Origin of the sequence: Pseudoalteromonas sp. Scap03, assembly GCF_013393115.1 — a bacterium.
Classification (GTDB): domain Bacteria; phylum Pseudomonadota; class Gammaproteobacteria; order Enterobacterales; family Alteromonadaceae; genus Pseudoalteromonas.
This window is the reverse complement of record NZ_VDEU01000001.1, coordinates 2,398,901-2,422,312: the sequence shown is the minus strand read 5'-3', so window position 1 is coordinate 2,422,312 and position 23,412 is coordinate 2,398,901. Positions and strand designations below refer to the sequence as shown.

The following is a 23,412-nucleotide window of genomic DNA, read 5'->3' as shown; positions in this document are numbered from 1 at the left end:
TAATGACGCAAAATAAGCAATATACGAGCAGCTTAAACTTAAACTTTTTAATTTAAAACACCCTAAATAATCTTGTTTTATGTATAACTGTTAATTGTAAAATACGGCTAAAAGTGACATAAACATTCGTATAATCATAAGTGTAATTGAATTTATAAATGTTTCGTTACGATTTAGCAGTTAAATTAATTTATATTCTAAGCTACTATGGCAATAACGTTTTAGCTGTACGAATTTAAGGAGCTATTTTGATAGCGAAGGTATTTAAAGGTATATGGACAGGGATTAACTTCTCGCGTCGTTTAGTACTAAATTTATTATTTTTATTTTTGGTTATCATTTTCATTGTCTCAGTATCAAGTGACGGCGATAAAATCATTGTCGAAGAGGGTTCTGTCCTCAGGCTCAACCTAAACGGTCCTATTGTGGAAGAAAAAACCTACGTAGACCCTGTAGAAGCGGCCATTAATGATGTAACAGCAAGTGCTGATACCCCTACTGAAATACTACTTGATGATGTCATTGAAGTGATCAATGAGGCGTCACAAGACTCTCGTATCAGCGCAATTTTGCTTGATTTACAAGAAATGCCAAAAGCGCACTTAAATAAGCTTAAGCAAATTACAAAAGCACTTGATGCATTTAAAGCAACTGGAAAAAAAGTAATTGCTTCAGGTTATTACTATACCCAAGCGCAATATTACATTGCCGCGCATGCAGACGAAATTGCGATGCACCCTTATGGTAGTGTGCTTATTGAAGGCTACGGTATGTACCCGCTTTACTTCAAAGATGCATTAGAAAAATTAGAAGTCACTCAGCATATATTTCGTGTAGGTACTTTCAAATCTGCCGTTGAACCGTTTATCAGAAACGATATGTCAGAAGCAGCTAAAGAAGCAAACCGCGTATGGTTAGGTGCTTTATGGAACGAATATAAGCAAGATGTAAGTGCGGTGCGTCCATTTGACGAATCAAATTTTGATGAAACAATGGATACTTATTTAGCCAAAATGCAGGCTGCCAATGGTGATGCGGGTAAATACGCGCTGGATAATAAATGGGTTGATTCTCTCAAAACTAATCAACAAATTCGTCAGCAATTAATTGATCTAGTTGGCGCTGAGGAAGATGGTAAAACATTTAAACAAGTGTCTTTTGGTGAATACTTAAGCTTAGTTAAGCCGCCAATTGAGTTTGATAACCCAATGACAGAAAAAGTCGCTGTTGTTGTAGCTAGAGGTACCATCGTAGACGGTGAGCGTCGTGCCGGTGAGATTGGCGGTGATTCAACAGCTGCACTATTACGCAAGGCACGCCTTGACGATAAAGTAAAAGCAGTCGTGTTACGTATTGATTCTGGCGGTGGCAGCATGTTTGCCTCTGAAGTTATTCGTGCTGAAGTATTGGCGCTTAAGGCCGCAGGTAAACCAGTCATTGCTTCAATGAGCTCAGTAGCTGCATCAGGTGGTTATTGGATTGCATCAGCGGCAAATGAAATTTGGGCAGCACCTAGTACGATTACCGGCTCAATCGGTGTATTTGGTACCTTTATGACCTTTGAAGATACCTTAGCTAAAATCGGTGTTTACTCTGATGGTGTAGCGACTACAGAAATGGCCGGTTTTTCAATAACTCGTCCACTAAATGAAAAAATGGCACAAGTGATTCAAATGAGTGTTGAAGAAGCTTATGAACGTTTTTTAAATGTCGTTGCCGATGCACGTAATATGACCCCTGAGCAAGTTGATAAAATTGCCCAAGGCCGCGTTTGGATTGCATCGCAAGCTCAAGAGCTTGGTTTAGTTGACAAGCTGGGTAACAAGCAAGACGCTATCAAAGCGGCTGCAGAGCTTGCTAAACTTAACTTCTATGAAGTTAAAACAATTAGACAATCACTTAGCCCTCAAGAACAAATGCTCCAAGATATTTTTGGTAGCGCCGCGGTTAAATCAGTGCTTGGACTTGAAACACAAAAATCAGCAGTACTAGCTAGTCAAGCTAACCTGCAAAGCGTGATTAAGCAATTAAGCAGCGAAGTAGAAAACCTGAAAGATTATAACGATCCACAAGGTGTTTACGCGCGCTGTTTAGAATGTACAGTTGCACAATAATGCCCTAACAGGCTGTATTGATTAGCACTTAGCGTTATACTAAGCCCAGTTTTTTTACTGGGCTTTTTTTATGAAACGTAAACGCATTTACATCGCTTATACTGGCGGTACTATAGGAATGAAAAAATCAATCCGCGGCTATATTCCTGCCGAAGGTTTTTTAACCGAAACTGTGGTTAATAACGCAGAATTTAATCGTGAAGAAATGCCATTATTCGATATTCATGAATACTGCCCACTGATTGACTCTTCAGATATGTCTCCTGCCCACTGGCAACTTATTGCTGATGACATAAAAAGTAAGTACCAAGATTACGACGGCTTTGTAGTGCTGCATGGTACAGATACCATGGCCTATACGGCATCGGCTTTATCGTTTATGTTTGAAAACTTAACAAAGCCTATTATCGTGACCGGCTCACAAATTCCGCTCTCTCAATTGCGCTCTGATGGTCAAGTTAACCTACTTAATGCCATGTATTTAGCAGCTAACTACCCGATAGCGGAAGTCAGTTTATTTTTTAATAATCAATTATTTAGAGGCAACCGAGCAACCAAAGCGCATGCCGATGGATTTGATGCATTCGCCTCCCCTAACCTAGAGCCATTAGCGCTGTCTGGCATTAATATTCAACTGATCAAAGGTCAGTTAAGTCCGTATGTAGAAAATGAATTACAAGTTGCGCAGATCACTCCTCAAGCCATTGGTGTATTGTATTTATACCCTGGGATCAGCAAAGAAGTGGTTAAAAGCTTAGTTAATGGCAACATTAAAGCATTGGTACTGCTGAGCTTTGGTGTGGGTAATGCACCGCAAGACCCTGAGTTTTTGGATATACTTGATGAAGCGAGCAAGCGCGGCGTTATTATCACAAACCTCACTCAATGCCTAAAAGGGCAAGTGAATATGGGCGGGTATGCCACAGGAAATGCGCTACTCAATATAGGTGTGATCAGTGGTTTTGACATGACCTTAGAAGCCTGTTTAACTAAACTGCATTATCTTTTTAGTCAAAATTTAGAAATCGAAACGATTCGCCATTTAATGCAAGATAATTTGCGGGGTGAGTTAACTCGTTAGGTGTTCAGCTAAACGAATAACAAAAAAGGACGCTATATAGCGTCCTTTTTATTTACTTAGATTTTATTAACGAACTTTTGCGTCAATATCAACTAAGTCAGTTAAATGACACGTTTCACCACTGTGAGTCTTAATGCCATGCTCACCAAAGTAATCACGCTGGGCTTGTACTAAATGCCCATTACTTGGTGTTGTTAACGTTGCTAAGTAGGTTTGTGTTGCACTTAGCACAGGGAATGCCAGACCAGTCATGACTGCTTGGCCCGTTACCTTACGCATTGCGAGTGACTCTTTTTCAAGAGTATCAATAAACTCAACACCTTGCGCAACACTGTCTAAGTAATCTGCACGAATAATACACCCTGCACGCCAGGTTTGTAGTGTTTTAGCTAAATCAACTTTCCACTGATGGGTACGTGAAGCACCTTTAATTAGTGCAAGTCCCTGACGATACGCTAGTAAACTTGCAAGAGTAAATGCATCTTTCAATTCATCTAAATCAACATCAACTTGAGTGGTATTTTGCGCGCTGTACGTCATCTCTTGTGCAGCAGTGGTATTGCATGCATTAGTTAAATGGCGTGCTTGAACAGCAGCTACTAATGAAGGTACCGCAATACCCAATTCAAGTGCATTTTGAGCTGTCCATAAGCCAGTGCCCTTTGCGCCAACTTTGTTATCAATTAAGTCAACAAGGGGCACATTTTGCGAATTTTCAAGTGACAAAATATGGCTAGAAATTGACAATAAATAGCTATTTAACTGGCCTTGTGACCATTCATTAAATATCTCAGCAATTTCTTTTGGTGAGCGCTTAGTTCCGTGACGAAGTAGCTGATACACTTCAGCAATAAGTTGCATCAGTGCGTATTCAATTCCATTGTGAACCATTTTTACAAAATGACCGCTGGCTGATTGTCCAACGCGAGCAAAACACGACTCGCCTTTGTAGCTTGCAGCAACTTTTGTAAACCATGGCTCGACACGCTCCCAGCCACCTTCAGAACCACTTGCCATCATAGCTGGCCCATGACGCGCACCCTCAGCACCACCTGAAATACCCATGGTGGCAAACTCAAACTTGTCTTGGTATTTTAGCTTGCGATTAATTCCGTCTTTGTAATTACTGTTACCGCAGTCAACAATAATATCACTACATTGAACACCCGCTTCAATAAGCTCATTGCAAACCGCATCAACCAACTCACCCGCAGGTACAAGTAATAAAATAGAACGCGGTGTTTCTAAACGCCTAACCATATCCCCTAGATCAGAGACAATGTGAAGTTTGTCAGCCATGCCTTGTGACTTAGCACAGCTTAATAACTCTTCACCCGCATTTGGGTTTTTGTCATAAGCGACCAGCGTTATCCCTTTTTCAATCAAGTTCAGGGCAAGATTTTTCCCCATAACGCCTAACCCTACTAATGCAACTTGCATTTAGTGCCCTCCTCGGTAACAACTATTTGGTTAGTAAATTAAAATAATACCGCGTGCATTATACTCAGGCCTAAGCCATGAGCAAAGCTACATGCATTTATTACAGTTAAAATAAACACTGCAATTATATCAAACAACCGCCCTCACAGGGGAAGAAATAGCGCTGCTATTTAAATTTTTAGATCATTGACGCCCTGTGACACCGGTGTCATAATGATGACATATTGATCTTGTATATAATAGTCGCAATGTTATGAAAATTGCATAAAACTAAAATTACTATTTAACCTAAACTCTTCTTATGAGATTTATTAAATAGTCACTAAAACAAAATAACCGTCAACTTGCTTAAAATAAGCGCACAGGAGAATTTAATGTTAAGACGTACAAAAATAGTCGCGACACTTGGACCTGCAACAGACAGAGATAATAACTTAGAAAAAATAATTCGCGCAGGCGCAAACGTCGTTCGATTAAACTTCTCACATGGTGTTGCACAAGATCACAAAGACCGTGCACAAGCAGTTAGAGATATAGCCGCTAAATTAGGTAAGCACGTTGCAATTCTTGCTGACCTGCAAGGCCCTAAGATCCGTGTTTCAACCTTTAAAGAAGGTAAAGTGACTTTAGCGGTTGGTGCAAAATTCGTTCTTGATGCAAAAATGGAAAAAGGCCAAGGCGACATTAACGCCGTTGGTATTGATTACAAAGAGCTACCACAAGATGTGGCTCCTGGTGATTTACTGCTGTTAAACGATGGTTTAATTCAGCTTACTGTTGAGCATGTTGAAGGTCACTTAGTACACACTGTGGTTACTGTGGGTGGGGTGCTCTCGAACAATAAAGGGATTAATCGTTTAGGTGGTGGTTTAACTGCACCCGCGTTTACCGACAAAGACAAAGAAGACTTAATCACTGCTGCTGAAATTAATGTTGATTATATTGCCGTTTCTTTCCCGCGAAGTGGCGATGACATGCGTTATGTACGCTCTCTTGCAGAGGCTGCAGGCTCTAATGCACAGCTTTTAGCTAAAATTGAACGTGCTGAAGCAGTAGAAACACAAGAAGCAGTAGATGATATCATTTTAGCGTCTGACGCTGTGATGGTTGCCCGTGGTGATTTAGGTGTTGAAATTGGTGACGCTGCACTAATGGGTAAGCAAAAACTCATTATTCGTCGTGCTCGTTCATTAAACCGTACCGTTGTAACCGCTACTCAAATGATGGAATCGATGATCGATAATCCTATGCCAACACGCGCAGAAGTTATGGATGTTGCCAATGCAGTACTTGATGGCACCGATGCAGTTATGCTTTCTGCTGAAACCGCCGCTGGTGATTACCCAGAAGAAACCGTTGCTACTATGGCGCGTGTTTGTTTAGGCGCTGAGTCGCAAAAAGAGACCCATGTCTCTAAGCATCGTTTAGATAGCCGTTTCTCTTCTAATGCGGAATCAATTGCTCTCTCTGCAATGTATGCAGCTAATCACTTAGACTCTGTTAAAGCGATTATCACCCTGACTGAATCCGGTAGCACAGCAAAACTTATGTCACGTATTAGCTCAGGCTTACCCATTTACTCACTTTCACGTCATGCCAGTACATTAGGACAAACAGCACTATACCGTGGTGTTTACCCAGTGTTTTTTGACTCTACAAAATGTGAAAAAGATAACATGGTTAAAGACGCATTAAGCACGTTAGTGGCTGCAGGCTCACTGCAAGTAGGCGACACCGTGATTATCACCCATGGTGATGCGATGGAAACGATTGGTGCAACCAACACGATGAAGATTGTGACTGTTTCGTAAAAGTTACTACAAAAAAACGCGAGCTATATGCTCGCGTTTTTTATGCTGTTAATTTAACCTGAACTCTGGTTAATTTAGCTTGCCAGCGCTGCTTTTACTTTGTCTCGATAGCTTCGGCTAACTTTGAGCTCTTGACCGTTTTCAAGTACCAATAGGTACTCACCACTTACCTGAGTAACCAGCTTACTAATTTGTTTAGTGTTAACAATTGCGCTGCGATGGACACGTACAAATAAGCTTGGATCTAACTCTTGTTCTAGCTCTTTCATGGTTTTACGTAATATATGCGTTTGCCCATCTTGGCAATGTAAACACATATAATCACCCGCTGCATCTACCCACTGTATGGTAGCAACTGGCACTCTGACAATTTCGCCCTGCTCTTTTACTGCTAATGATTCAGGGTAGCGACGATCAGTTAAGGTATCACCTGTGGCTAATTTCTTTAAAATTTCTTCGCAGTTATTACCCGTTATCCCAGCTACAAAACTGGCTAATTTTTTCTTATGGGCGTTATCCTGCTGAGTTTTTAAATAGGTATGCACTTTTTCTACCGCCTGTTTTAATCTGTTATCATCAACGGGTTTTAAAATGTAATCTAAAGCATGAATTTCAAATGCTTTAACAGCAAAGTGGTCAAACGCAGTCACAAATACAATGGCAGGCAAGTCTTTACTACTTTCACTCAATGCACGCGCTACCTCAAAGCCATTCATGCCTGGCATTTGAATATCTAAAAATACGAGGTCAATTTTTTCGTTTTTGCAACTTTCGATCGCATCAAATCCTGAGCTACATAGTTTGATCACTTCAATATCAGAAAACTCTTCAAGCCTAACGGCTAAGCCTTTACGTGCTAATGGTTCATCATCAACAATCAGCGTTTTTATTCTTGTCATTTCTTCACAGCCTTCTCAAACGGAACTCGCAGATTAACTTTCAATCCACTTGGCGTATTATGTGATAATACAAACGAGTAATTATTTTCGTAGAGCGTTTTTAATCTGTCTTGGGTGTTTGCTACACCCACGCCTTGTGCATTAACTAACTGGCCATTTACAATTTCAGTGCCAGGGCCATTATCGCCCACTTCAAGTAATAATTCATTAGCAAATACTTGTGCTTTTATATCAATAACGCCACCTTCTGCCATGTGAGCAATGGCGTACTTAATAGCATTTTCAATGATCGGTTGTAATATTAAGCTAGGTACCAATGCTTGTTGAGCTTGCTCACTCACATCAACATTAACCTGTAACCGTTCATCAAAGCGCACACGTTCAATCTCTAAATACAGCATTAATGCATGTAACTCTTGCTCTAGTGGCACTTTTTTAATTGGATCAGTATTGAGTGTATAACGCAAAAAGTCACTCAGCTTAGATACCATTAAATTAGCATCTTTGTTTTCTTTTACCAAAATTAAAGTGGAAATAGCATTGAGGGTGTTAAATAAAAAGTGAGGGTTTAACTGATATCTGAGCATTTTTAACTGCGCTTCGTGCGCCATTGTAGTTGCTTTTAACGCTTTTTGGCGTTCACTTTGTAGTAACTGGTAATACTTAACCCCAAAGTACAAGCCACTCCAACACAAAATAATATAAACGGAGTCTAGCCCTTGTTGTAAATAATAGAACCATTCTTCAGGGCGATAGCCGTGTCGATAAATTTCCCACAAGTTAAACTTTTGTACCACCGCCCAGAGCGTACCAGTTACATACGAAGCACTAAATACAACAATGATTAAGACCCAAGGCGAGGCATTCCAAATTTTGCGATATATATAACGCAAAGGGACAGTCATTAAACAGCCCGCATAGGCATTAAGTAAAATAACGAATACGTAAATATCACGCATTTCGAATACTTTAGATCCAATGTAATTAACTAACGCATACCCTATCCAGCCAGCGATTTGCAAAAGCCAGAAAAAGCGTTGTCTGTTATCAATTAAAGACTGCCAATTCAAAATTAATTATTACCTTATAAATTTGTTATTATTATATCGATTTATCAACGTGTATAGCACTACCAACTGTCTTACTTTTTAATAGCCCTATCGCAAACGATAACGTTGGCTGATGCTATTCGGTTAAGCGATTCAATTGAGCTATATGCATAAAAAAAGCGAAAGGTATGTACCTTTCGCTTCTCAATGTTTACTTTTTATTTATTAAGCAAGTTTGTCTGAAGCAACTTTATAAGTCGGATCTTCAATTACGTTTACTTCCACTAAATCACGTGCTTTATGAAGTAGTTCAGTACAGTCTTTGCTTAAGTGACGTAAATGCAACTTTTTACCCGCTTTATTGTACTTATCAGCTAGGCTATCAATTGCTTCTATTGCACTGTGATCCGCAACACGGCTGTATTTAAACTCAACAATAACGTCTTTAGGGTCGTTCTTTACATCAAATAAATCAGCAAAGTTTTTAACTGAGCCAAAGAATAAAGGCCCGTGTAACTCGTACACTTTTGAACCTTCTTTATCAATATAGTTCGTTGTGTAAATATGTTTAGCATGCTGCCAAGCAAATACTAATGCAGACACAATAACACCCACACACACTGCAATGGCTAAGTCAGTGATAACCGTCACACCCGATACTAAAACAATTACAAATGCGTCAGATAAAGGCACGCGTTTCATCATTTTAAAACTTGCCCATTCAAATGTACCCAGTACCACCATAAACATAACCCCAACTAATGCCGCTAGTGGGATCATTTCAATTAAGCTTGAGGCAAAGATAATAAACGCAAGTAACATCAGCGCAGCACTAATACCAGATAAACGCGAACGGCCACCTGAATTAATGTTAATCATAGATTGGCCAATCATGGCACAGCCACCCATTGCACCAAAGAAACCACATGTAACGTTTGCCGCACCTTGGCCAATACATTCTTTGTTAGAATGGCCACGTGTTTCTGTAATTTCGTCAATCAAGCTTAGCGTTAACAGCGATTCAATTAAGCCAATTGCTGCAAGAATAAGCGCATATGGGAAGATAATTTGTAGTGTTTCTAAATTAAAAGGCACCATAGGAATATGAAACTGCGGTAAACCACCGGCAATCGTTGCAGCTTCATTACCTGTCATACCTTTTAAGAAATCAAGTACTGTACGCGCTTCTAAGTCAAGGCCAATAACTAAGCCAGTTACCGTCACAATGGCAACCAGTGACGAAGGGACTGCGGTCGTTAATTTTGGCAAAAAGTGAATAATAGCCATAGTTAGCGCCACTAAACCGAGCATAATGTACATTGCACTGCCCGTCATCCATTCTTGACCGCCAGCACCATCAGGTACTTTAAACTGCCCGAGCTGTGCTAAAAATATAACTATCGCTAAGCCATTTACAAAACCGAGCATCACCGGATGTGGAACCATACGTATAAACTTACCGAGCTTAAATACCCCAGCCAATATTTGTAATAGCCCCATCAGCAACACAGTGGCAAATAGATATTCCACTCCGTGATCCAGTACTAAACTTACCATTACAACCGCAAGCGCACCGGTTGCACCCGAAATCATACCTGGACGACCACCAAAAATAGCCGTAATTAAGCCAACAATAAATGCGGCATATAAACCAACAAGGGGTTCTACATTTGCAACAAAGGCAAATGCAACAGCTTCTGGGATCAAGGCAAGTGCCACGGTCAATCCAGAGAGAATATCGTTTTTAGCAGAGCTTGGCGCCCTACTGAGTAAGTTAAACATTGAGTTCCTCAGTTTTATTTAGCTGACAAAAAAAGCGCTGAATTCTATCAAATTAGCGCTCATTTCACAATTATAGTTAATGCAGCCGATTTGTTTATCATCGGCTTATTTTTATTTTACAGTGGTAAGGCTGTACTACGTTTTACACAGGTCATGGTCACGTTAGAATGAACCTCTTGGACGTACTCTAAGCTAAGTAGGTTATCGCGTACAAAGTGCTCATAACCTTCTATGCCTTGAGAAATAATACGCAACATAAAGTCCATAGTACCCGCCATAGTGTAACATTCAGTCACTTCATCATAGCTAAGTATCAGTTTTTCAAACTCGGCTAGATTCTTTTTACCATGGTTTGATAAACGTACATGGGCGTAAACCAACATATCAAAGCCCAGCTTTTTTTCATCAAGCAATGCGACTTTACTTTTGATGTAGCCATCTTGTTCTAATTTAGCAATACGACGCCAACAAGGAGACTGAGATAGGCCTACTTTATCTGCAATTTCAGCGGTTGATAAACTTGCATCTTGTTGTAAAAGTGCCAATATTTGGCGATCTACGTGATTTAGAGACATTTTATTTCTTATTTATCTAATAAATTGGTTAAATTATACAGCCTTTTTAAAAAGCAGTCTGCATATTTTTAACAATTAAACACATCAACCAAATTGACCACTTACAAACGGATTGGTTGCCTTCTCATTGGCGACATCGGTATCTTCACCATGGCCACTTAAAATTGCGGTACTCAGTGGCAACGTCATTATATGGGCCTGTATTGAGCTAATAAGCTGCTTACTGTCTCCTTTTGGAAAATCAGTACGACCGACTGAGCCTTTAAATATAACATCACCCACAATAACGGTGCTTTGCGTATCTTGATAAAATACAACGTGTCCTGGGGTGTGCCCTGGGCAATGCAGTACTTTAAATGCAAGCTGACCAACTTGTACGGTATCACCATGTGCTAGCCATTCATCTGGGTAAAAAGCACTGATAGGTTTAAATCCAAACATTGTGGCTTGCATTGGTAAGTTATCAAACCAAAAGCGCTCATCCTTATGTGGGCCAATAATCTTTATATTGTATTGCTCACGTAAACTATGAGCTCCACCCACATGGTCTAAGTGTCCATGGGTTAACCAGATGGCTGACAAGCTCAAGTTATGCTGTGTTAGTGTTGCATTAATTTTGTCAACATCACCACCGGGATCTACCACCACAGCTTGCTGGGTTTGTTCGCATACTATAATTCGGCAATTTTGCATAAACTGCGTAACGGGAATTGTGATTATTTTCATCTTATATTTCTTTATTTTTTTGCGCTTGAATAACTATATCTTGTTCATATGACATTAAAATTGGGTATTTTAAATAAGCTTGATCGTAAAACGGGCTATGTTCATAGAGCCAATTTAAGCGCGCTTCAGGATCTGTAGCAAATGCTTTATCTTGCTTTAGTTTTTTATTAAATGCTTTTGCTAATTTCGGATCATCGCGGAGCATTTTCTCAGCAAATGGGAGCAATGCGTAATTTTCCATATACTCTGTTCGCTGAAAAATTGTATTAAATTCACCCCATGCAAAAAAAGAGTCAGGTGCTTCTGGATGCAATAAATGCACGGCTAACTCGCCTGCTTTTTGTTGGGTACTGACCTCAAACCAACCATCTAAATCGACATTCGTGGCCGGTTCATAGTTAAAACGTGCCGACACTCTAAATCGCCCTTCAAATGGTGCTTTATCAAAGCTATATTGCGCCACTTTTGCCATTTTTAACGGCTGTGTATTGGCGCCACTGAGTTTATTAATTGATACCCCATGTAAGGCAAGCTTTTCGATAATATCGGTATACACTGGCGGGATAAAAAACGATTTAGGGACTTCAACCGTGTGCTGTACTTCTTTTTGCCAAAAAATAGGCAGCTTGTCATAATCTTGCTTTTTACCTAAATAACTTACTTCCTGCTGATTTGACAAAGCATTCATATTCTTAGAATAAGCAATGCCTTTAAATTTGATATGATCAGCTTGCTCAGCGTAACCACGTTTAACAATTAATTGCTTAGGCACAAATTGCTGTTCTTTTTTTACCGCATTGGCGAGTTTATCTTTATGGGTTGCTAACGCTTCAATAGCACCATCTATAAATACATAAGTCCCTAGCACGCGTTGCTTATAGGGTTTTAAAGAATGGTTTTCGACTAAAATAGTTGGCAATGACCTTAAATCACCCCAGCCATTAGAAAAACGAGGCGTCGCCACCCAACCTGCTAAACCCGATTTAAATTCTTGTTTATCCATAACAAACACTAAAGGGCCAGGGATATGTCCTTGATCAGTTAAGGTTTGGTCAATAACAGGTTTAAAGTAACGGTTGAGTGCATCCGAAATAGCAGGCGACTCGCTAGCAAATACTGGGTTATAGCCGTAGGTTACATCGTATTGGTAATCGGCCCCATCAGTCACATGCACGTCTATATATAAATTCGGATTGTAATCGTTAATGACTGCAAGTACGCTTTTAACCTCGGGGGTATCTAATTTAGTGAAATCACGATTTAAATTAAGGTTATTGGCGTTTGTTCTAAAACCCATTTTTACCGGACCACGCTGATTAATTCGATTAAATGCGCTACTGCGTTCATGCCCATCAACATTAAGAATGGGAATAAATAAAATGTTTACCTTTTTTAATATATCGCGACGTTTACCCGTGGCAATATCTCTAAGCAACATAAACATTGCATCTTTACCATCAATCTCACCGGCGTGAATACCAGCCTGAATAAGCAAAGTTGGTTTAGTGCTGTTAGCCATTTGCCCAGCATCAAAAAAGCCTTGTTCGCTGGCAATCAACATTTTTATTGCACGTTTACTATTACTATAGCCAATCGTTTTTGATTTAAATTGAGTGGGATTAGCCGCTACCAACCTATCAACAAATGCCATGGTATCAGCATAATTAGGAGACGAGACTCCTGCAGAAATTTCAAAGTCTGTGGTTAAAGGTCCCTGTTGTTGCAATAGCGATGTGCTCGCACCTTCCCATGGTAATAATGGCGGTAAATGACTGTTATTCGCCATACTTGCAGATAAAACCAATAAACTTATAAACATATACTTCTCTAGCAAACGCATTAATTAAAAAAATTATAGCAATTAAAGCTTTTTAGATGCCAAAACTGCGGTAGTTCAACAAAAAAATGCAGCCAACTGCAGTTCCCTTTGATTATTTGCTCAAGTACTGATAAAAACATAATTAATATCAACCTTAAGAGCAACAATGAACATGCCTAAAATTCTGGTTTAGCTAATTTAAGTTAAATGGATACACGGAACTAAAAGGTATGACATAGCTAAAGCAGTAAATAGCAGGCACAAAAAAAGGAGCCATAGGCTCCTTTTCAATACTTATACAAAAACTTAAGCTGCCGCTAGGCCTTCTTTTGCTTTTGCTACAAGCGCTGCGAATGCAACTTGGTCGTAAACAGCGATATCTGCAAGGATCTTACGATCGATTTCTACAGATGTCTTTTTAAGACCATTGATAAAACGGCTGTAAGACAGACCATTTTGACGTGAAGCAGCATTGATACGTGCAATCCATAATTGACGGAAAGTACGTTTCTTAGCACGGCGGTCACGGTAAGCGTATTGACCCGCTTTAGTAACAGCCTGGAAAGCTACGCGGTAAACACGTGAACGTGCTCCGTAGTAACCTTTCGCTTGTTTTAAAACTTTTTTGTGACGTGCACGTGCGACAACGCCGCGTTTAACTCTTGCCATTTCTAAAAACCCCTATTAAGCGAATGGTAACATACGTGAAACTAGACCATGGTCATTTTTATGAACCATCATCTTAGGACGTAGGTGTAACTTACGCTTAGAAGTTTTCTTAGTCAGAATGTGACGAAGATGCGCTTGTTTACGCTTGAAACCGCCAGAAGCAGTCTTTTTGAAACGCTTAGCTGCGCCTCTGTGACTTTTTAGCTTGTAAGCCATTGCAATAACTCCAATTGTATTGCTTTAAAATTAGTAAGAAGGCGTGAGATATATTGCTATAGCTCCACTTTAAAGGCCTAACTTACTGCTATGTTCCGGTGAAAACCCGATATAAATACCGCAATTTTACTTTAAAACCGGTTAACTCAGGTGGACATTTTCATATCACTTGCAAACCTGAGCTAAATTCGGTGCGTATTATCGCCTAATTATTACTTTTTAGCAACCGGCGCCATCATCATAACCATTTGACGGCCTTCAACACGATTTGGGAAAGATTCAACAACTGCTAATTCTTCTAAATCGGTTTTAATACGGTTTAATAATTCGATACCAATTTCTTGGTGAGCCATTTCACGACCACGGAAGCGGATAGTTATCTTAGCTTTATCGCCAGCTTCTAAGAACTTGCGTAAGTTGCGTAGCTTAACCTGATAATCACCTTCATCCGTACCTGGACGGAATTTGATTTCTTTAATCTGGATCTGCTTTTGCTTCTTCTTCTGCTCTTTTAGTTCTTTGCTTTTTTCAAAGATGAACTTACCGTAATCCATAACCTTACAAACAGGCGGCTCAGCATTTGGACTGATCTCTACAAGATCAACACCCGCTGCATCAGCCATAGCTTGCGCGTCTTTTAATGACTGAATTCCAGCTTGTTCGCCGTCGATGTCGATTAAACGAACTTCTTGCGCTGTAATTTCTTCGTTAATACGATTTTTTTGAGCTGTTTGTTGCCCTTTCTTGCCGCCTCTAATAGTACGTTCCTCCAAGAATATCAATAATATAAGCGTGTAGCTGGCTATTTTTGCTTGCCCTACACGCTCGATTTTTACTGTCGATTTTTGATTTCTTCACTGATTTTAGCTACAAAATCATCGACATTAAATTTGCCTAGGTCTTCACCTGTGCGAGTTCGTACTGCTACTTCTTGTTGCTCAACTTCTTTGTCGCCAACAACCAATAAGTAAGGAATACGCTTAAGTGTATGCTCACGGATTTTAAAGCCAATCTTCTCATTTCTCAAGTCAGCAGCGGCTCTAATTCCAAGTTTATTTAATTTTTGTACAATTTCCTGAACATACGGTGCTTGTTTATCGGTGATATTCATAATCACCACTTGCTTAGGCGCAAGCCACGTTGGGAATAAACCAGCATACTCTTCTGTTAAAATACCGATGAAGCGCTCAATAGACCCTAATATAGCGCGGTGTATCATAACAGGTGTACGTCGTTCGTTATTTTCAGCCACATATGTTGCGCCTAAACGACCAGGTAATGCAAAGTCTAGTTGCACTGTACCACACTGCCACGCTCTGTCTAAGCAATCGTACAAAGTAAATTCAATTTTAGGACCATAAAACGCCCCTTCACCTGGTAGGTAATCAAATTCAATGTCATTTGCCTTAAGTGCATCAGCAAGTGCAAGCTCAGCTTTGTCCCACATTTCATCTTCGCCAATACGTTGCTCTGGACGAGTTGAAAGTTTAACTACAATTTTTTCAAAGCCGAATGTTTCATACGTATCGTAAACCATTTTAATACAGGCCGATACTTCATCCATGATTTGCTCTTCAGTACAGAATACATGTGCATCATCTTGGGTAAAGCCACGCACACGCATTAAACCGTGAAGTGCGCCTGATGGCTCGTTACGGTGACAACAACCAAACTCAGCCATACGCAATGGTAAATCACGGTATGATTTTAAACCTTGGTTAAATATTTGTACGTGACCTGGACAGTTCATTGGCTTGATTGCGTATTCACGCTTTTCAGACTCCGTGGTAAACATGGCTTCTGAATATTTTTCCCAGTGACCTGATTTTTCCCATAACGAACGGTCCATCATCATTGGACCTTTTACTTCTTCGTATTGGTACTCACGTAATTTTTCACGCACAAATTCTTCTAATTCACGGTAAATGCTCCAACCATCGTTGTGCCAAAATACCATGCCTGGCGCTTCTTCTTGCCAGTGCCATAAATCAAGTGCTTTACCAATACGACGGTGATCACGTTTTTCAGCTTCTTCTAAACGCTTTAAGTACGCTTTAAGTTGCTTTTTATCGCCCCACGCTGTGCCGTAAATACGCTGCAGCATTTTATTTTCAGAATCACCACGCCAGTATGCACCTGCTACCTTCATAATTTTGAAGTTTTGACAGAATTTCATGTTAGGAACATGTGGTCCACGACACATATCTACGTATTCTTCGTGGTGGTATAAACCTGGGCGATCATCTTGAGCAATATTTTCGTCAAGAATTTCTATTTTGTATGTTTCGCCACGCGCCGCAAACGTATCGCGTGCTTCTTGCCAGCTAACGGTTTTTTTCACTACATCGTAGTTTGTTTTTGCAAGCTGTAACATACGCTTTTCAATAGCATCAAGATCATCTTGAGATAACGAATGTTCCATATCAATATCATAGTAAAAACCGTTATCGATAGTAGGACCAATCGCCATTTTAGCGTCTGGGAAAAGTTGCTTAACTGCATGACCAATTAGGTGGGCACAAGAATGGCGAATAATTTCTAAACCATCGTCATCTTTTGCTGTAATAATTTCAAGACGAGAGTCGGCTGAAATTAAATCACATGCATCCACACGTTCGCCATTAACACGGCCGGCGATGGTTGCTTTAGCAAGACCAGGGCCAATATCGTTTGCAACATCAAGCGTGCTTACAGGGTTTTCAAAACTACGCTGACTACCGTCAGGGAGAGTAATAACTGGCATTATAAATCCTTACATACAGTGGTGACACCTACAATGTATCACGTGTATTTTTTAATTAATTAAATGAGAATGACTCGACAACGCTTTTACGAATAAGCATTGACTATTTTTCGCCGCCAAAGGCTAATGTAGATGTTGAGTCTGCTCAACTACAAAAAAGATATTGTCGCGTGCTGCAGCGTTAATTACAAGTTTTAAGCTACTAAAAACCACGCATTTTTAACATAAATGTGCAATTAATAACTTTTCTTCAGTCACGCCGCATCAAATTAGCGTAAAGGACTATATTAAAGCAGCACACAAAGTGCTTAAACTCGCATTTTAATGCGTGTTGCGTATAATAACCGGTAATTAAGTTATAGTAGAGATTAACAATGAGAACATGTGGTGTAGAAATTACCGGTAGCGATGTACTACTTTGTATTTTAAGTAAAGATAACGACGTTTTTGATATTCGTGACGTGCGCCAAACACGCTTTACATTAGGTAACGGTAACGACACTGAAATAATGCGTAAATTTCAATTTGATTTTGCAAAGCTGATGCAAGATTACCAAATTGATTCTGTTGCCATTCGCGAACGCCAGCCTAAAGGTAAATTTGCAGGTAGCGCTAAAGGGTTCAAAATGGAAACGGCGATTCAATTAATCGACAACCTCGATGTTCGCGTGTTTTCAACTACTGAAATAAAAGAGCAAGTAAAACGCAACCCTATCCCTATCGCGTTCGAAGACACTGGCCTTAAAAAATATCAAGAAAATGCATTCGTTAATGCTTACGTTTATATCATGAAAAAAACCTACCGCAGCGACGAAATGTAATACCAATTGCATCCTTGTAAAAACGCGTAATAGCTCAATATTACGCGTTTTTTTATGTCTAAATTTTCAAATAAAAGTGTAAGACATTAGTCTAACCCCCTTCCCTTTGTCGACAATTCATGATTATTTAATCAACAAGCCTTGGATAGATAAAAACATGGAGAATGTCATGAAAGCGACACAAACAGTGCATAAAGAAGTAGAACAAATAAACACTATACCGCTATCAAATAGTTATTTTAAGGGGATTCAAAGCACACCGCTAATAGAGCAAACAATTGGAGAGTACCTCGACTCAATTGTCGACAATAACCCAGAGGCATTGGCAGTTGTTGTTGCTCACCAAAATATTCGCTTAAACTATAAGGAATTTCAGCAACAGATTGATCAACTTGCTATGGGGTTGTTGGCATTAGGGGTAAAAGTCGGTGACAGAGTCGGTATTTGGTCACCCAATAACATACAGTGGTGCTTAACACAATTTGCAACAGCTAAAATCGGCGCAATCATGGTGTGTATTAACCCAGCTTACCGCCCCAGTGAACTGCAATATGCACTTAATAGTGTTGAATGTTCCACGCTTATTACTGCTACTTCATTTAAGGGCAGTCACTACGTTAATATGCTACAAAGTTTAGCCCCAGAGCTAAATAGTTGCCAAAAAGGGAAATTAAAAGCCGCTAAGCTCCCTTCATTAAAAAATGTAATTTGTATAAGTGATGAGCCAGTAAATGGTATGTTTTCGTTTAATGAAGTACTCGCCATGCCGACAGACGCTCACCAGTTAGAACTTCAAGCAGTGGCAAAAACTCTAAATTGTAATCAAGACATTAATATTCAATTTACTTCAGGTACCACAGGGAATCCTAAAGGGGCTACACTAACGCATAAAAACATTCTTAATAATGCACTGCTTGTTGCCCAAGCAATGCATTTTACTGAACATGATAAGCTGTGTATCCCTGTACCGCTTTATCATTGCTTTGGCATGGTTTTAGGCAGCTTATTGTGCGTAAGTAAAGGCGCTGCAGCTATTTATCCAAGTGATTCTTTCGATCCAAAAACCACATTAGAGGTGGTACAACAAGAAAAATGCACCGCGCTTCATGGCGTGCCTACCATGTTTATAAGCGAATTAGAGCTTAATAACTTCAGTGATTATGACTTAAGTACATTACGAACCGGCGTTATGGCAGGCTCAACCTGTCCTGAACAAGTTATGCGTAAAGTACAAACACTAATGAATATGAACCAAGTCGTTATAGCCTATGGACAAACAGAGTGTAGCCCAATCAACAATATCACTGAAACCGACTCATCAATTGAGCGTCAAGTCACCACAGTAGGACGAGCGCTTGCGCACACTGAAGTAAAAATTATTGATGAACTGGGTGAAGTTCAAAAAATAGGCCAACCCGGTGAAGTCTGTAGCCGTGGTGCCGGCATTATGCGCTGCTATTGGAATGATGAAGAGAAAACCAAAGCCACTATCGATAATAAAGGTTGGTTACATTCAGGCGATTTAGGAGTAATGGACAGTGAAGGCTTTGTCAGTATTGTTGGCAGAATTAAAGACATGATTATTCGCGGCGGAGAAAATATATATCCCCGTGAGATTGAGGAAGTTTTATACACCTACCCAGGGATACAAGATGCGGCAATTTTTGGTATTACCGATGAAAAGTTTGGCGAAGAAGTCTGTGCCTGGATCCAGCCTAAAGAAGGTGAAGTGCTTGATGAGCAAGCAATTCGATTATTTTTAAAGGACAAACTCGCCTACTTTAAACAGCCTAAATACATTCGTTTTGTAGAACATTACCCGATGACAGTAACCGGCAAATTGCAAAAATTTAAAATGCGCGAACAAATGCAAGAAGAGCTCGCCGAATCTGCATTTTCGTAATAATTAACGGCTACTTTATTACAATGCAACGATTAAACGTTGCATTGTATTTTAAATATAAATTATCAACCTAAGGCTCAGCAACATTAGGGGATGCGTATTTCGAATTTTAAACTCTCTATTTTCTTTCGCACCTAGTGATATGGAGCAGAATAAACAACAAAGTCCAGTGTAATAAACATTCTAGCTTTCTTAAATGTGTAAAATTTAAATGTTGAGCTTCTTTTTATTTGAGGCGCTTCTAATTTTATTTGCAATAGGCCTTTCAAAGAATACGTACGATAGATGCGCAAAAAAAACACTCAGGCTTAGTGATAGCAACAGTTTAAGTTCAATATTTAAATTAAACTTATTCACCATTCCAATAATAGGCATATGCAATAAATAAAATGAGTAAGACACTTTACCTAAAAAGTCACCAACCTTATTTGCTAAAAAAATATTGTTGTCTGGGATTAAAAAAACAACACAAAAGAATACTGTACTCATAACAAATAGAACTTCATAACTAAGCCACATTCTTTTCTTGTCACCCTCGTTAATAGGTGAAAACTCAGGATACAATAAAGGTATTAAACACAAAGCTAATATAAACCAGTTGCTCTTCATATAACTCGGCACTTTAAATAATTTGTAATGCAAACCAAATATAACGCCAATAAAAAAGTACGGTAACGTTCTTAAAGTACTAAATATGTTGTAATGGACACTTTTAATTTCACCAAATACTCTTGGGAAGTCAGCCAAGTACCAAAACATCATAAAAGTCACAATTAGTAAATATATATACCCTTTTCTATCGCCTGCTAAAAACCAAAAAACGAGTAAGATTATATAAAATTGTATTTCTGGTGGAATTGTCCAAAGTACGCTTTCACCATGCATGAACAAAAGGTGACCTATTAGCGAATTAAGATCAGTTATGTTGTATAAAATGTCATAATTATTTTGAGTTAATAAGTAAGAGCTAAAAACAATTACAAGGTACAGAGGTAAAACTCGTCCGGCTCTAGCTAGTACGTATCGTCTAATGTTCAGTCTGCTAAATTTGGTATCTAAATAGAGAAATGACATTAAAAAACCACTAAGAAGGAAAAATAACATTACGCCATAGGCTCCTGAACCGCCGCCTAGGGAACCATTTAACCAATGAGTAATATCTGAAAAGTGAGTAACAAATACAATAAGGGCAGCTAAAGCTCTTAGAGAATTTAATTTTCTAATTTCCATGAAGTTGATTTAATCCTTAGCTTATTATTTTTTAAAATTGTTTAAATTTAATTATCGGCTATGTGAACTTAGGCTTATACGATATTACTGAATCTTTTTACGTTTGAGCCACGCTTTAACGGGTAATATCCATTCTTTTCTCGGTGTGAAAAAAGCGCCATGTTCTTTACCCGTTGAAATAGATATTTCTGTGTAAGAACTAACCGTATTAATGCTTCTATTAACGACATCGTCACATGAACCAACAGAGTCAGAGGTTTCGTACACTGAAAATAAATGACCATAAATAGCTATTTCTGTTTTTTTAGCTAATCCACTGGTACAAGCCGCTAAAATCACAACGTTAATATCGATGTTTTTTAAATGGCTCGATGTAATTGCCGTAATAAACCCGCCGCGAGAAAAGCCAACTAGCGATATATTGCTCGCAGGTATGCCATTTTTTAGTAACTTAGTTACTTGTTTAGATAGCTGTTGAGCGTAGTTAAAAGGGTGAGTCTTAGCTGGCCGATGAGTAGCAATTAAATGATAGCTTGAGTCGGCAAGTTCCTGTTTAATCGCTGGAAAGTTATATTGCCCCCAACGCTCATGAATAGGTGTGGGATCTTTACCCTCTACAATGAATCCGTGAGAATAAAAAACATAATGCTCTGATGGATTTACTTTGTCTGGGAAGCTCTCATATACTTTGCCACCATAGCTAAATGAACTAAAAAGAAAAGTAAAAATAATAAAAAGCAGCTTTTGATACATATTACACCTTTATAACTCTATAAACATTTGAAATAAAAGCCATTATTTTATGATTTAGTAACGAGGACTAAACTAGGATCAACTCTTTGGTTGTCTTTAATTACTTCAAAGTGCAGGTGAACCCCTGTCGTTTTACCTGTATCACCAATGATACCAATAACCTGCCCTGCTTTAACCCAAGAGCCGACTTTAGCGTCACTTGATTCTAGGTGCGCATATAACGTTTGATAGCCACTTTTATGTTGAATTAATACAGTATTTCCATAGTTCGAATGCAAGGTTTTGTTACCTGAAATAACTATTACTCCATCTGCAGCAGACAGCACAGGGCTTCCTCTTTGGGCAACATAGTCTATACCTTGATGCGGTTTATATCCTCTGACTTTGCTTATGCTACGAAATGTTGAGCTGATCGTATGGCTATTTAGTGGATGTTGCCAAGTGAGCTTCCCTGTCATTGCGGGGTCTTTTAAAAATGTATGCAGACTAAAAATAACCAGTATCATTAAGAAGAACTTAAAAGTTAAAGCAAGTTTGCTTTTACTCGATGGCGAAGCAATATTTGAAAGCCTCGCTTTGTAATCATCAGCACAAAGCACAGCAGAACTAAATTGAGCGACTGGATTGTTGTTACTAAATTGAATGCTCTTTTTTAATGATTGCAGCAGTGCCTTAGCATAATCATGTTTGTTGAGATTAAAGCGACATATTGTATGTCTATCACACCTATGCTCCATAGCGCGAATAAACTGCCATTCCATCTTTTTAACAAATGGGTTTATCCATAAAACGATGCTTAAGATCCTCCATAAAAGAATCGTAATATGATCTTTGTTTGTAATATGGGTTAGCTCGTGTTGAATCAAAATGCCTTGCTGATCTTTATTTAGGAATGAAAAATAATGAGGTAGCACAACATAGGCTGTTGTTATACCAATGACAAAAGGACTGTGGTTTTGCGAGGAAATGACAATCTTCACCTTACTAGTCGACAGCTCATTTATTGACTCAGAAGATCTCGTTAAGCTTTTGAGTTTCTGCCACACAAGCAATAATTTAACGAGTTTTAAGCAGGTAAAACCAAAGTAACCAACAATTAGCGCTGTTGAGATTAAATCAATTTTCTGCAAACTTACATGGGTTATACTGGCTTGCTTTACTATTTGTGCGCTTTGCAAACTAGAGCTTATATAATCGAAATCAGGGATAGGTATATTAATAGTGCCAAGAGATAAAGGAATAAAAGGTAAAAAGCTGGCTATAAGCGCAGACCACCAAATACCTGGCGAGGTATTGTCGTGCTTGGTTATATAAGATGAGCAAACATAAACAAGCCCAGAAAATATAAGCCAAGGAAAAATACTATTTACTATGAATTGAATAATGAAAGAGTCCACTACTTTTGTTTTTCATCCTTTGAAAGTTGATTTAACAATTCCTCTAATTCATCGACTTCAGCTTTATTTATTAAACGGCTATCAGCGAACATAGTGACAGGGAGTGGTTCATCTAACTCTAAGACATTGGTTGCGAATTCCTGCATATAAGATGCTAGCGTCGGTATTTTCTCAACTAATGCTTTAAAGGTTTTTTTGTTGCCAGAGGAGCCCACCTCTAAAATTCCTTTATTGCCCATTCTTTCTAAGGTTTTACGTGTAGATGAGTATGACCAGCCATACTTTGATTCTAAGTGTTCATGAATCTCTTTGGCTGTACGTGGCTGTTTTTTCCAAAGTAATTTCAGTATTTCTAACTCTGTTGAATTGGGTTTCATATAAAGA

At 39.0% G+C, this 23,412-nt stretch carries 20 protein-coding genes; 5 read left to right on the top strand and 15 right to left on the bottom strand.

Annotated features, from left to right (window positions below):
- Window positions 1-248 precede the first annotated feature (248 nt).
- Together sppA and ansA are read left to right on the top strand one after the other, a co-directional pair.
- Entirely contained in the window at window positions 249-2,114 is a 1,866-nt protein-coding gene (gene sppA / locus FHG08_RS10990; protein ID WP_178956024.1) for a signal peptide peptidase SppA, read from the top strand.
- Between the two features lie 70 nt (window positions 2,115-2,184).
- Window positions 2,185-3,195: an asparaginase gene (gene ansA / locus FHG08_RS10985; protein ID WP_138608516.1), complete on the top strand. Its 1,011-nt coding sequence runs from the start codon at window positions 2,185-2,187 to the stop codon at window positions 3,193-3,195.
- A 66-nt stretch (window positions 3,196-3,261) separates the two neighbouring features.
- Here the strand turns inward: ansA and gndA are convergent, their stop codons facing one another.
- Window positions 3,262-4,635: an NADP-dependent phosphogluconate dehydrogenase gene (gndA, locus tag FHG08_RS10980; RefSeq protein WP_054200862.1), complete on the bottom strand. Its 1,374-nt coding sequence runs from the start codon at window positions 4,633-4,635 to the stop codon at window positions 3,262-3,264.
- A 374-nt stretch (window positions 4,636-5,009) separates the two neighbouring features.
- On the opposite strand from gndA, the gene pyk reads away from it, so the two are divergent.
- On the top strand, window positions 5,010-6,446 hold the full coding sequence (pyk, locus tag FHG08_RS10975) for a pyruvate kinase (protein ID WP_076920269.1): 1,437 nt from the start codon (window positions 5,010-5,012) through the stop codon (window positions 6,444-6,446).
- A 74-nt stretch (window positions 6,447-6,520) separates the two neighbouring features.
- Here pyk and FHG08_RS10970 read toward each other — a convergent pair whose 3' ends face one another.
- From FHG08_RS10970 to thrS, 10 genes are all read right to left on the bottom strand, one after another.
- The gene (locus FHG08_RS10970) at window positions 6,521-7,345 is read right to left on the bottom strand and encodes a LytTR family DNA-binding domain-containing protein (RefSeq protein ID WP_178956023.1); all 825 of its coding nucleotides are present in this window, start codon (window positions 7,343-7,345) and stop codon (window positions 6,521-6,523) included.
- Window positions 7,342-8,415 carry a sensor histidine kinase gene (locus FHG08_RS10965; RefSeq protein ID WP_054200860.1) on the bottom strand — a complete coding sequence of 358 codons (1,074 nt, stop codon included), beginning with the start codon at window positions 8,413-8,415 and terminating at the stop codon, window positions 7,342-7,344. The genes FHG08_RS10970 and FHG08_RS10965 overlap by 4 nt, the downstream gene beginning before the upstream one ends.
- A gap of 204 nt (window positions 8,416-8,619) precedes the next feature.
- The gene (locus tag FHG08_RS10960) at window positions 8,620-10,176 is read right to left on the bottom strand and encodes a SulP family inorganic anion transporter (RefSeq protein WP_010389896.1); all 1,557 of its coding nucleotides are present in this window, start codon (window positions 10,174-10,176) and stop codon (window positions 8,620-8,622) included.
- A 116-nt stretch (window positions 10,177-10,292) separates the two neighbouring features.
- Window positions 10,293-10,751, bottom strand: a complete 459-nt coding sequence (locus FHG08_RS10955; RefSeq protein ID WP_008110469.1) for an Lrp/AsnC family transcriptional regulator — start codon at window positions 10,749-10,751, stop codon at window positions 10,293-10,295.
- An 84-nt stretch (window positions 10,752-10,835) separates the two neighbouring features.
- The gene (locus FHG08_RS10950) at window positions 10,836-11,477 is read right to left on the bottom strand and encodes an MBL fold metallo-hydrolase (RefSeq protein ID WP_138621115.1); all 642 of its coding nucleotides are present in this window, start codon (window positions 11,475-11,477) and stop codon (window positions 10,836-10,838) included.
- A 1-nt stretch (window position 11,478) separates the two neighbouring features.
- The gene (locus FHG08_RS10945) at window positions 11,479-13,296 is read right to left on the bottom strand and encodes a M14 family metallopeptidase (protein WP_138621113.1); all 1,818 of its coding nucleotides are present in this window, start codon (window positions 13,294-13,296) and stop codon (window positions 11,479-11,481) included.
- 306 nt (window positions 13,297-13,602) lie between these two features.
- The gene (rplT, locus tag FHG08_RS10940; protein WP_008110477.1) at window positions 13,603-13,965 is read right to left on the bottom strand and encodes a 50S ribosomal protein L20; all 363 of its coding nucleotides are present in this window, start codon (window positions 13,963-13,965) and stop codon (window positions 13,603-13,605) included.
- A 15-nt stretch (window positions 13,966-13,980) separates the two neighbouring features.
- Entirely contained in the window at window positions 13,981-14,181 is a 201-nt protein-coding gene (gene rpmI, locus FHG08_RS10935; protein WP_004587840.1) for a 50S ribosomal protein L35, read from the bottom strand.
- A 212-nt stretch (window positions 14,182-14,393) separates the two neighbouring features.
- The gene (gene infC, locus FHG08_RS10930) at window positions 14,394-14,954 is read right to left on the bottom strand and encodes a translation initiation factor IF-3 (protein ID WP_008466946.1); all 561 of its coding nucleotides are present in this window, start codon (window positions 14,952-14,954) and stop codon (window positions 14,394-14,396) included.
- A gap of 59 nt (window positions 14,955-15,013) precedes the next feature.
- Window positions 15,014-16,924 carry a threonine--tRNA ligase gene (thrS, locus tag FHG08_RS10925; protein WP_008466944.1) on the bottom strand — a complete coding sequence of 637 codons (1,911 nt, stop codon included), beginning with the start codon at window positions 16,922-16,924 and terminating at the stop codon, window positions 15,014-15,016.
- Window positions 16,925-17,298: 374 nt separating this feature from the next.
- On the opposite strand from thrS, the gene FHG08_RS10920 reads away from it, so the two are divergent.
- Window positions 17,299-17,745, top strand: a complete 447-nt coding sequence (locus FHG08_RS10920; RefSeq protein ID WP_010389888.1) for a DUF3010 family protein — start codon at window positions 17,299-17,301, stop codon at window positions 17,743-17,745.
- Between the two features lie 169 nt (window positions 17,746-17,914).
- Window positions 17,915-19,648 carry an AMP-binding protein gene (locus FHG08_RS10915; protein WP_178956019.1) on the top strand — a complete coding sequence of 578 codons (1,734 nt, stop codon included), beginning with the start codon at window positions 17,915-17,917 and terminating at the stop codon, window positions 19,646-19,648.
- Between the two features lie 207 nt (window positions 19,649-19,855).
- Here the strand turns inward: FHG08_RS10915 and FHG08_RS10910 are convergent, their stop codons facing one another.
- From FHG08_RS10910 to FHG08_RS10895, 4 genes are all read right to left on the bottom strand, one after another.
- Window positions 19,856-20,878, bottom strand: a complete 1,023-nt coding sequence (locus FHG08_RS10910; protein WP_178956018.1) for an acyltransferase — start codon at window positions 20,876-20,878, stop codon at window positions 19,856-19,858.
- A gap of 84 nt (window positions 20,879-20,962) precedes the next feature.
- Window positions 20,963-21,631: an alpha/beta hydrolase gene (locus tag FHG08_RS10905; protein WP_178956017.1), complete on the bottom strand. Its 669-nt coding sequence runs from the start codon at window positions 21,629-21,631 to the stop codon at window positions 20,963-20,965.
- A gap of 47 nt (window positions 21,632-21,678) precedes the next feature.
- Complete coding sequence (locus tag FHG08_RS19240) at window positions 21,679-23,028, bottom strand: M23/M56 family metallopeptidase (protein ID WP_178956016.1); 1,350 nt, start codon at window positions 23,026-23,028, stop codon at window positions 21,679-21,681.
- Window positions 23,028-23,405 (bottom strand): BlaI/MecI/CopY family transcriptional regulator, encoded by a 378-nt coding sequence (locus FHG08_RS10895; protein WP_178956015.1) that lies wholly within the window; start codon window positions 23,403-23,405, stop codon window positions 23,028-23,030. Before FHG08_RS10895 ends, FHG08_RS19240 begins: the two co-directional genes overlap by 1 nt.
- Window positions 23,406-23,412 lie beyond the last annotated feature (7 nt).

Bases quoted from the DNA above. Each gene is read 5' to 3' on its own strand.
- ansA (WP_138608516.1), top strand. From the start codon at position 2,185: ATGAAACGTAAACGCATTTACATCGCTTATACTGGCGGTACTATAGGA.
- gndA (WP_054200862.1), bottom strand. From the start codon at position 4,635: ATGCAAGTTGCATTAGTAGGGTTAGGCGTTATGGGGAAAAATCTTGCC.
- pyk (WP_076920269.1), top strand. From the start codon at position 5,010: ATGTTAAGACGTACAAAAATAGTCGCGACACTTGGACCTGCAACAGAC.
- FHG08_RS10970 (WP_178956023.1), bottom strand. From the start codon at position 7,345: ATGACAAGAATAAAAACGCTGATTGTTGATGATGAACCATTAGCACGT.
- FHG08_RS10960 (WP_010389896.1), bottom strand. From the start codon at position 10,176: ATGTTTAACTTACTCAGTAGGGCGCCAAGCTCTGCTAAAAACGATATT.
- FHG08_RS10955 (WP_008110469.1), bottom strand. From the start codon at position 10,751: ATGTCTCTAAATCACGTAGATCGCCAAATATTGGCACTTTTACAACAA.
- FHG08_RS10950 (WP_138621115.1), bottom strand. From the start codon at position 11,477: ATGAAAATAATCACAATTCCCGTTACGCAGTTTATGCAAAATTGCCGA.
- FHG08_RS10945 (WP_138621113.1), bottom strand. From the start codon at position 13,296: ATGTTTATAAGTTTATTGGTTTTATCTGCAAGTATGGCGAATAACAGT.
- rplT (WP_008110477.1), bottom strand. From the start codon at position 13,965: ATGGCAAGAGTTAAACGCGGCGTTGTCGCACGTGCACGTCACAAAAAA.
- rpmI (WP_004587840.1), bottom strand. From the start codon at position 14,181: ATGGCTTACAAGCTAAAAAGTCACAGAGGCGCAGCTAAGCGTTTCAAA.
- thrS (WP_008466944.1), bottom strand. From the start codon at position 16,924: ATGCCAGTTATTACTCTCCCTGACGGTAGTCAGCGTAGTTTTGAAAAC.
- FHG08_RS10920 (WP_010389888.1), top strand. From the start codon at position 17,299: ATGAGAACATGTGGTGTAGAAATTACCGGTAGCGATGTACTACTTTGT.
- FHG08_RS10915 (WP_178956019.1), top strand. From the start codon at position 17,915: ATGAAAGCGACACAAACAGTGCATAAAGAAGTAGAACAAATAAACACT.
- FHG08_RS10910 (WP_178956018.1), bottom strand. From the start codon at position 20,878: ATGGAAATTAGAAAATTAAATTCTCTAAGAGCTTTAGCTGCCCTTATT.
- FHG08_RS10905 (WP_178956017.1), bottom strand. From the start codon at position 21,631: ATGTATCAAAAGCTGCTTTTTATTATTTTTACTTTTCTTTTTAGTTCA.
- FHG08_RS10895 (WP_178956015.1), bottom strand. From the start codon at position 23,405: ATGAAACCCAATTCAACAGAGTTAGAAATACTGAAATTACTTTGGAAA.